1 protein-coding gene is annotated in these 8329 nt (G+C 63.1%); it reads right to left on the bottom strand.

All coding sequences use genetic code 11. The features are described from left to right. Window positions 1–204 precede the first annotated feature (204 nt). Window positions 205–8244 (bottom strand): LysM peptidoglycan-binding domain-containing protein, encoded by an 8040-nt coding sequence (locus HA052_RS28080; RefSeq protein ID WP_206119070.1) that lies wholly within the window; start codon window positions 8242–8244, stop codon window positions 205–207. Window positions 8245–8329: the final 85 nt, after the last annotated feature.

The following is an 8329-nucleotide window of genomic DNA, read 5'->3' as shown; positions in this document are numbered from 1 at the left end:
CCCCTGAAGCCCCCCCTGAAATAACTGCCCACTTGAGCGCCCTAAAAAAAAGCCCCTGATCTAGATTCCAATTAAAATACCCAACAAAAGGCCAAGAAATAATTGGTGAAGCAAAAATAGCAAAAATATAACCAAAAACAAAAATCAATACAAACAAAAGAGTTTGCACGAGTAACCTAGTCAAAAAAAACTTTAAAAACACAATCACTTCTTCTCTCCATTACGTTGTAACGCATTAACAACATTGCCCCCAGTTGCTTCCTGAGTAATTCCACCCAGATTATTACCAACAAAAGAGGGAAGCCCGCTCGGCTGATTCCATCCCTTTACCTCATATGGTCCAACGGTTATCCAGTCTGACCGATACCATGGATTCAGCTTCAAATTTAGTTGTCTAGCTACAACGCTACCAATACCAAAACCAACAACACTACCTGCTGCGGCACCAGCCATACCAGGCAAAGGGTCCTGCCCCTGAAAGCCAGAACTTACACTAGCGGCATAAGTATTGAATACAACCGTTCCTGTCAAGCTTGCACCATTCGTCCACCACCCCCCAACAGTCCCTAGCCCAACATCTAGCCAATTCACAGGTTGATTTGGATTGAACACCCTCTGTGCCCCATAGTTTATCCCCCCTCCAAAAATAGCCGTCGTAAATTTACTAGCTAGGCTAGCGCCCTCTGCAACCACCGTTCTCCCTAGCATCGGCAAGCCCAACAACATCTCAAAATAGACATTGTTCAGCGCTTCACTTTCTGCTGTTGGCAGTTTCCAATTCGCAGCATACTCTGTTTGAGCTTTGGCTGAATTGTGAGGCTTTACCTTACCCTTCATTGCACTCGAACGAGCCGGATCAGGAGCAGCCTTAGCCGCTGTCGCGCGTTGCGCCACCGGCTCGTCGTCCACCACAGCATAAGCAGCCTCGTTGCCCACCGAATCCAGGCTGAGCCATGCCGGCACCAGGGCTTCCGCCCGGCCGCTAAAGCCCCAGTCGCGTACCTGTTTGGCAAACGCCGCCTTCTGCTGTTGTCGCGCCCTATCCTGACTTTGGATGCCGTTCACCACCTGGTCACCCAACGCGCTGCCAAACGATTCCGCCGCGATCGCGCTCCAGTTCGGTCGCTGGCCGGTCAGTTGCGACTGGATGCCGCCCGATACCAGGCCGCGCAACGTGCCGTAGCCAACGCCGGCCACCGGATCCTCACTGCTCCAGCCCAGGCTGTCGCCCATCCAACCGCTGACCCCGGCCGCCGCGCCGCTGGCCGCCACCGAGGTCCAGTTGAAGGACTTTTGCAGCCCGGTGGCCATGCCCACACCCTGGGTCATCGCGTTGACCGCCATCGTCCGCGCCACCGTCTCGCCCAGCCCCTTGCCGGCAAAGGCCGACAAAGAGGAGGTGTTGGACGCCCCCGCCAGGCCGGCGGTCGCCGCCGTCGAGAACGCCGACAGCCCCACCTGCCCCCAGGAGAAGCGGTCCTGCATCCCCATTGCCATCGCCACACCCTGGCTGACGATGGAGCCTACTGCACCACCGATAGCCGCAGCCCCCATCAGTGCGCCCGCACTCAGCCCTCCTATTGCTGTACCAGCTAGCACTGAACCACCGGCGGCCATGACTGCACCTAAGCCACCCGCCGCAAAGGTAGTGCTCAATGTGCCAGCCATTGCAAGCGCTGCCGCGCCAGCCGTCATCACCACCGCAACGACCGCAACAACCGCAACAAAGATGGCCCCAACCCCTCCACAACCGCCACCATCCTGCGGCGGCGGCGGCGGCGGATCCGGCAGCGTCGGCGTCACATCGCCAATCGCCTCGCCCGGGCTATACACCCGGTAAGTGCCGCTGTTGTTGTGCACATTCGTCACTTTGTTCGGCACTGTCAGCACTTGACCCGCCGCCAAGGGCTCGCTGCCGCTCAAGCTGTTGGCGTCCGCCAGCAGATACCACATCGCCTGGTCGCCCCACAGCGACGCCGCCAGGCTTTGCAGGGTGTCCCCCGCCTTCACCGTGACGAAGCCCGGCGTCTGCCCCGGGTAGTTCGGCCCGATCGGTTCGTAGTTCTGGTCGAAGTCGGCGCTGTTCACCGGCTGGCCTTCGCGGTACTGGTCTTTGCGGTTGCCGATCTGGCTTTGCGCCAAGGCCTGGGCGTAGTCGACCCGGCTGGCGCCGTCATTGCCCACCGAGCCGATCTGCTTGCCGTCCAGGAAGTAGTAGTCCTGCCGTTTGTAGGTGCTGCCGCTGGCGATTTCCTCGCGCTTGAGCACCAGGCCCTGGGCGTTGTTGACGTAGCGAAGGCTGCGGTTTTTGGCTTCGTCGCGTGCTTCGATCAGGTGGCCGTTGACGTTGTAGCGCAGATGGGAGTAGCCCGGCTGCCAACCCGGCGCGTCCTTGTTGTACGGCTGGGCGGTGATGGTGCTCTGCTTGGCTTCATCCCACCATTCATAGCCGTAGTAACTGGTCACAGTGGTGGCGCTATCGGGCTGCACGCTACGGTCCAGAGTGCCATCAGCCAGGTAGTAGTAGAGGGTGCTAGCGCCGTCGCGGGTTTGCTGCAGCAGTTTGTGGTCGGCGTCGTAGCGGGACTGGGTCTGGCTGCTGACGCCGCCGTCGCCGTTCCAGCGGTATTCGCGGTATGCGGTGGCGCGCCCCAGCAGGTCGTTGTCGCGCTGGGAGGCCAGCTTGCCATTGATGCGGGTGCTCTCCAGATAGCCGTCGGCGCTGTAGGTATAGGTCTCGGTGGTTCCATCAGAGGCGTTGATGGCCTGCACCCGTTCGCCGGCGGCGTTGTAGAGGATGTCGACGCCGTCGCCGCCTTGCGGGCCGCGGCTGATCTGGCCGTCGATCTTGCTGCCCTTGGTGGTGACGAAGCGGTTCATGCTGTCGTAACGGTACCAGTAATCCTGGGTCCGCTTCTGGCCGTCGACGCCGTCGTGGTAGACGCTGTTGACGTTGAGGCGGTTGCCGACGGCGTCGTAGCGGTAGGTGATCAGGAATTTGGGATCCTCGATCAGAGTCACCCGGTTGCGCGCGTCGTACTCTATCCTGGCGTACTGGTAGAACTCGCGGCTCTGGCTGTTGAGGCTGGTATAGCCTTCAAAGGTCTTGTTGCCGTCGTTGTCGTATTCATACAGGGTGTAGCTGTCCAGCGCGTGGTCGGACAAGCTCTTCAGATAGCCGTTGCCGTAGTACTGGTAAGTGATGTGCTGGCCGGTGCTGCCGCTTTGTTCGGCCACCTGGCCGGCGTGGTTGTAGCGGTAGCTGAAGCGGTGGTTGCCCAGGTCGACATGGGCCACCTTATGGCCGAACAGGCTGACGTCGTCGGTCTGGCTACGGCCGTTGGCGTCGGTCTTGACGCTGCGCCAGCCGCCCACCACGATGCCGCCGGCGCCGGCGATGGCGGCGTCCCACTGGTAGCGGTAGCTCACCCGGCGCCCGGCGGCGCTGACGGTGGCCAGCACCCGGCCCAGGCTGTCGTATTGGGTGCTGGCGCTTAGGGTGGTGTGGCCATCGGCACTGTTGCGATGGGCGATGCGTTGGCCGGCGCTGTCGTAGTCGTATTCGTCAACGCCGCGGCGGCCGTCGGCGCGTAGGGGCTGGCTGTAGCTGATCAGCTGGTTGTTGGCGTTGTAGCGGTAATCGCTGCGGCGGCCGATTTCGTCGACGCTGACACGCAGATTGCCGAACACGTCGTAGCCCAGTTGCTTGACGCCGCCGTCGGCGTGCGCCTCGCCGCCGCTCTTGCCCTGGCCCCGTTCGCCGCCGGCCAGCCAGCTTTGACGGTTGAGCTGACCGTTGGCGTCGACGGTGGCCACCAGATTGCCCAGCGCGTCGTAACGGTACTGGGTGCGCACCGGCGGCGGAGCCTTGTCGCCGGCCGCGACGATCACGGTTTGCGGGTCTTGCTTGGCCAGCAGTTGGCCGAAGGCGCTGTACTCGAAGGTGGTGCTGTTGCCGCGGCCGTCGGTTTCGCTGCTCACTTCGCCGAAGGCGTTGTACTGCTGGCGACGGAGGATGTTGTGCTCGCTCTGGCTGGTGCCGGTGATCACCCAATCAAGACGGGTGGTGTCGACGCCGCTGTTACGGCGCAGATAGCCGCTGACGTCCAGCGCCGAACCATCGGCGCCGGTCAGCAGCGCGCCTTGGGCGTCGGCCAGCTGGTAGCGGTACTCGTAGTCGCCGGCGGCCAGCGCGTCGGCGTTCAAAGCGAACTGGCCCTGGGCGTTGCGGCTCAGCACCGCCTGGGTCCAGGCGCCCTGGCTGCCCTTGCTCCGGTAGGACAGCAAGAGCTGGGCGGCCTGGGTCTGCGGCGGATTGAAGCTGACCATCAGCGGCAGCGTCAGGCCCTTGGTATTGACGCTGACGGCGGCGCCGCCCAGCGTCAGTTGACCGCCAGCGCGGTTGAGCATCAGGCCCTTGGCGTCGAACAGCTGGTATTCAAACTCATACACCGTCGGCGCGCTCAGGCCCTTGGCCAGCACGCTGCTGTCCCAGTCCCATTCGCCGTTGGCGGCGCGGCTCAGCGGCGCTTCGGCCCAGGCGCCGCCGGCGCTGCGGTAGCGGATCAGGCCGCGGGTGGCCGCCGCCGGCTGATTGCCGCCGATGTGAACGATCTGCGGCTGGTCGCGCCAGGCGACCGGTTGGGTGATGGAAGCCGCTTCGCCGGGGCGGAAGGCCCCGACCACCGCGCCCAGCGACTGGCCGTTGGCGTCGAGGCGCTCGAGCTCATACTCCCAGGTCTGGCCGGCGGCCAGGCCGTAGTTGGACGGCAGGAACTGGAACCAGCCCTTGATGCCGGTGGCGGCCAGCACCTGGCTGGCGCCCCACTCGCCGCCCGGGGTGCGGAAACGCAGCCGCGAGGACACCGCGGCCTCGCCGAGCCGGGTCAGATTGACCCAGCCGGTGTTGTACATGAAGGCGCTGTCGACGGCGGCCTCGCTTTGGGAGATGGTGGGCGCGCTGTCGTTGAGGTTCATCGTGCCCTGGCGGGTGTTGAGCACCTTGCCGGCGGCGTCCATGGCGACATAGCGGAATTCGTACGCTTGGCGCGCCATGCCGGACCAGTCGAGGGCGAACCACCCCTCCATATCCCGGCCGTTACTCTGCATGCGTGGCACTTCGACATACTGCCAACCAGCATTGCTGCCAGCCGGGCGAGTATATAGATACATCCGTGTAGCGGAGGTAGGTTGGGCTTGGAAATGGATTTTTTGAGCATCCACACGACCACCAACCCATGTTGCTTTTGTTACATCAACTGCACCAAGGTTCCAAGCTGTTACGGTTGGCATCTCATGATATATATATTTATCACTTTCGAAACTAGAAATAAAAACATCACCAGCCTCCGTTTGTTTATAAATATCAAAGCTCACTGAAAACACATATGGCACATCGACAAACCCTATATCTACCAGAGGAAAGCCAAACTCTCTCAGTTTCTCCATAGTCACGAACACTGAGAATGACTTCCCTCCTCCATCCGAAAATCCATTCCCTTCCCAATTAATATCCGGTGGGACCTGACCGGGGGCATAAAGCCACACTTTTTCTCGTGCTTTCAACCGAATATGGAACTTCCCACTCCCCAACTCAGGAAACTCTCGCTCAAGATTAAATTTTATCAAAAATCCTTCAGCTATTTTTCTGGAGCCATTATAAGTGTCCCCAACGCGAACCAGCTTCTCCTGTACTCCAAAAAATGAAGCCGACGTAATTGTTACCTTATTTCCGCCAACCCCAACTCCAACCGTTCCCCCCACCAGCGGATTCTTCTCCACCGCCACGCCCGGCGCCTTCGTAGACCCCGCCGTCACCACCCCGCCGCTGCCCTCCTGCGGCACCGCACTCACCCAGCGCTCCGCCTGCACCAAGGCCTGGTCCCGCGCGTTCACCATCTTCGGCTGTTTGGTCTGTACCCGTTGGTTGCGGCCGTCGTATTCGCTGATCGTCAACCGCAGGCCGCTGTCCGGCCGGTTGATCGCCGCCAGGATCTGATCACGGCTCAATTGCCTCAGGTCCACGCTGTCTGACTCGATCTGCAACGTGGCGTTGCCGTTGGCGTCGTACAGGTAGGCGCGCGTCACCCCGCCTTCGTTGCGACGAAACACCCGGCCGGCGCCATCGTAGTCGGCGAACTCCTGCCACGCCCCCTGGCCGTCGGCGCTGGTGCGTTTGCCCGCGATCTCGCCGTAGGCGTTGTAACGGGTTTCGAAACGCATCCCCGTCGCCTGGTCGCGTCTTTCGGTCTGGCGGCCGGCCGCGTCGTAGCGGTAGCCGGTCACGTCGTTGACTTCGCTACCGTCGGCCTGGCGTCGCGATCGCTGGGTTCGGGTCAGCTGACCCGCGGCGTCGTAGTCGTAACGGATGGTATTGCCCATCGCGTCGCTCTGGCTCAGTAGCCGGCCGCCGGCGCCGTATTGGTAGCGCACGATCTGGTCGTCGGCTTCGCTGGCCTCGTCCAGCCCGCGGCGGATCTGGCGGCTGAGTTGGTCCAGGCCGTTGTATTCGCTGTCGCTGGTCGGCCGCACGCTGCGGCCTTCGTAGTCGGTATAGGCGGCGTCCTGACGTCGAGTTTCCCGGCCTTGCGCGTCGTAGCGCCAGTCGGTGACCTGGCCGGCGGCGTCGGTCTTTTGCGTCACCTTGCCCAGCGCGTTGTACTGGTAGCGGGTGGTGGCGGTGACCACGTTCTGGCTTTGGCCGTCGGCGCTGGCTATCTGGACGCCGAGGCTGCGCTCGACGCTGATGCGGCCCATGCGGTCGTAGTCGGTTTCGCGCACGCGGTCGTCGGCGTGGGGTTGGAGTTGCTGGCGTAGCGTGTCCAGCGGGGTGGCGCTGTCGTAAGCGCCGCTCAGGGCGCTGGCGTAGCGGGTTTCGCGGATGGCCCGGCCGGCGGCGTCGTAGTCCCAGGCGGTGGCGTAGCCGGCGGCGTCGACGCTCAGCCGTTTGCGGCCGGCGCGGTCGTAGTAGTGGTGGCTGCGGCCGCCGCGGGCGTCGGTGGTTTCGATCAGGTTGCCGTTGGCGTCGTAGCGCTGGCCGCTGATCAGGTCTTGGGTCGCCACGGTGTACTGGCCGCTGGCCGCATCGCCCTGACCGACGGTTTGTCCCGGCAGGCGGGTTTCGATCAGGCGGTTGTTGCCGTCGTAAACGTAACGGGTTTCGCGAACATCGGCGTTCGCCGGCGCCGGCACGCCGCCGTCCGCCGGCAGGCCCACCGGGCTGGCGTAAACCCGCAGGACGAGGATGTTGCCCGCCGCGTCGTAGTCCCATTCGCTCAACACGCCGTCGCCGTTGCGCTCCGCCGTTTTACGCCCCAGCGCATCGTAGCGGCTGCGGGTGATCTTGCCGTTGGCGTCGGTGAATTCGATCTGCCGGCCGGCGGCGTCGTAGCGCCAGCTTTGGCTCGGGCTGACCGTGGCTTCGCCGCCGTCCAGGGTGAAGATCGGCAGCGCGTCGCTGGTCTGGCGGATCAGCCGGTTGTTGGCGTCGTATTGGTAGCGGGTGGTGCGCTGTTCCGGCTTGCCCTCGGCTTCCACTTGCAGGGTGCGGTTGCCGAAGCCGTCGTATTCGAAGCGTTTGACGATGCCCAGCGGACTGGTCTCTTTGAGCACCCGGCCCTGCGCGTCGTGGACGTAGCGATAGCCACCATTCAGTTGGTTGGTGTAGGCGGTCTTGTTGCCCAGACCGTCGTACTCCATCCGCTCGACGCCGCCTTCGGCGTCGGTGAGGACGGTTTGCCGTCCCAGCGCATCGTGTTCGATCCGGGTCACCGCGTCGCGCTGGGCATCGACGATCAGGGTCGGCGTCAGGCCGGGTTTGAGCGCGGCGGTGTCGACACGTTGGGCGTAGCGGGTGATGCGGGTGGTCTGACCGAGCGCGTCGTACTCGGTGGCGGTGGCATAGCCTTCGGGATCGATGTGCAGGGTCTGGCGGCCGAGCGCGTCGTAATAGTTGTAGCCGCTGTAGCCGCGTGGATCTGTGATCTTGACCGCGTTGCCGGCCGCGTCGTATTCGGTGACGGTGACGCCGCCCAGCGCGTCGGTTTCGCGCACCTTGCGGCCCAGCGCGTCGTAGTCGCGGCGGGTGGTGTGGCCATTGGCGTCGGTTTCGGCAAGGCGATTGCCTTTGGCGTCCAACTGGTAGGTGGTGGAGGCCTGCAGCTTGCCCTCGCCGCGCGTTTCCTGGATCAGGCGGCCGGCGGCGTCGTAGCTTTGGTGGGTGACTTGGTCGGCCGCATCGGTCACCAGGGCCGGCTTCCAGTCGCTGGGGCCCGAGGCGTCCAGCGCCAGTTCTTCAAACTGCGCCCGCGTCGCAAACAGCCAGGAGTCG

Origin of the sequence: Chromobacterium fluminis, from assembly GCF_011602385.1 — a bacterium.
GTDB classification, from domain to species: Bacteria; Pseudomonadota; Gammaproteobacteria; order Burkholderiales; family Chromobacteriaceae; genus Chromobacterium; species Chromobacterium fluminis.
The sequence above is the reverse complement of the archived record's forward strand: the minus strand, read 5'-3'. Positions and strand labels throughout refer to the sequence as shown.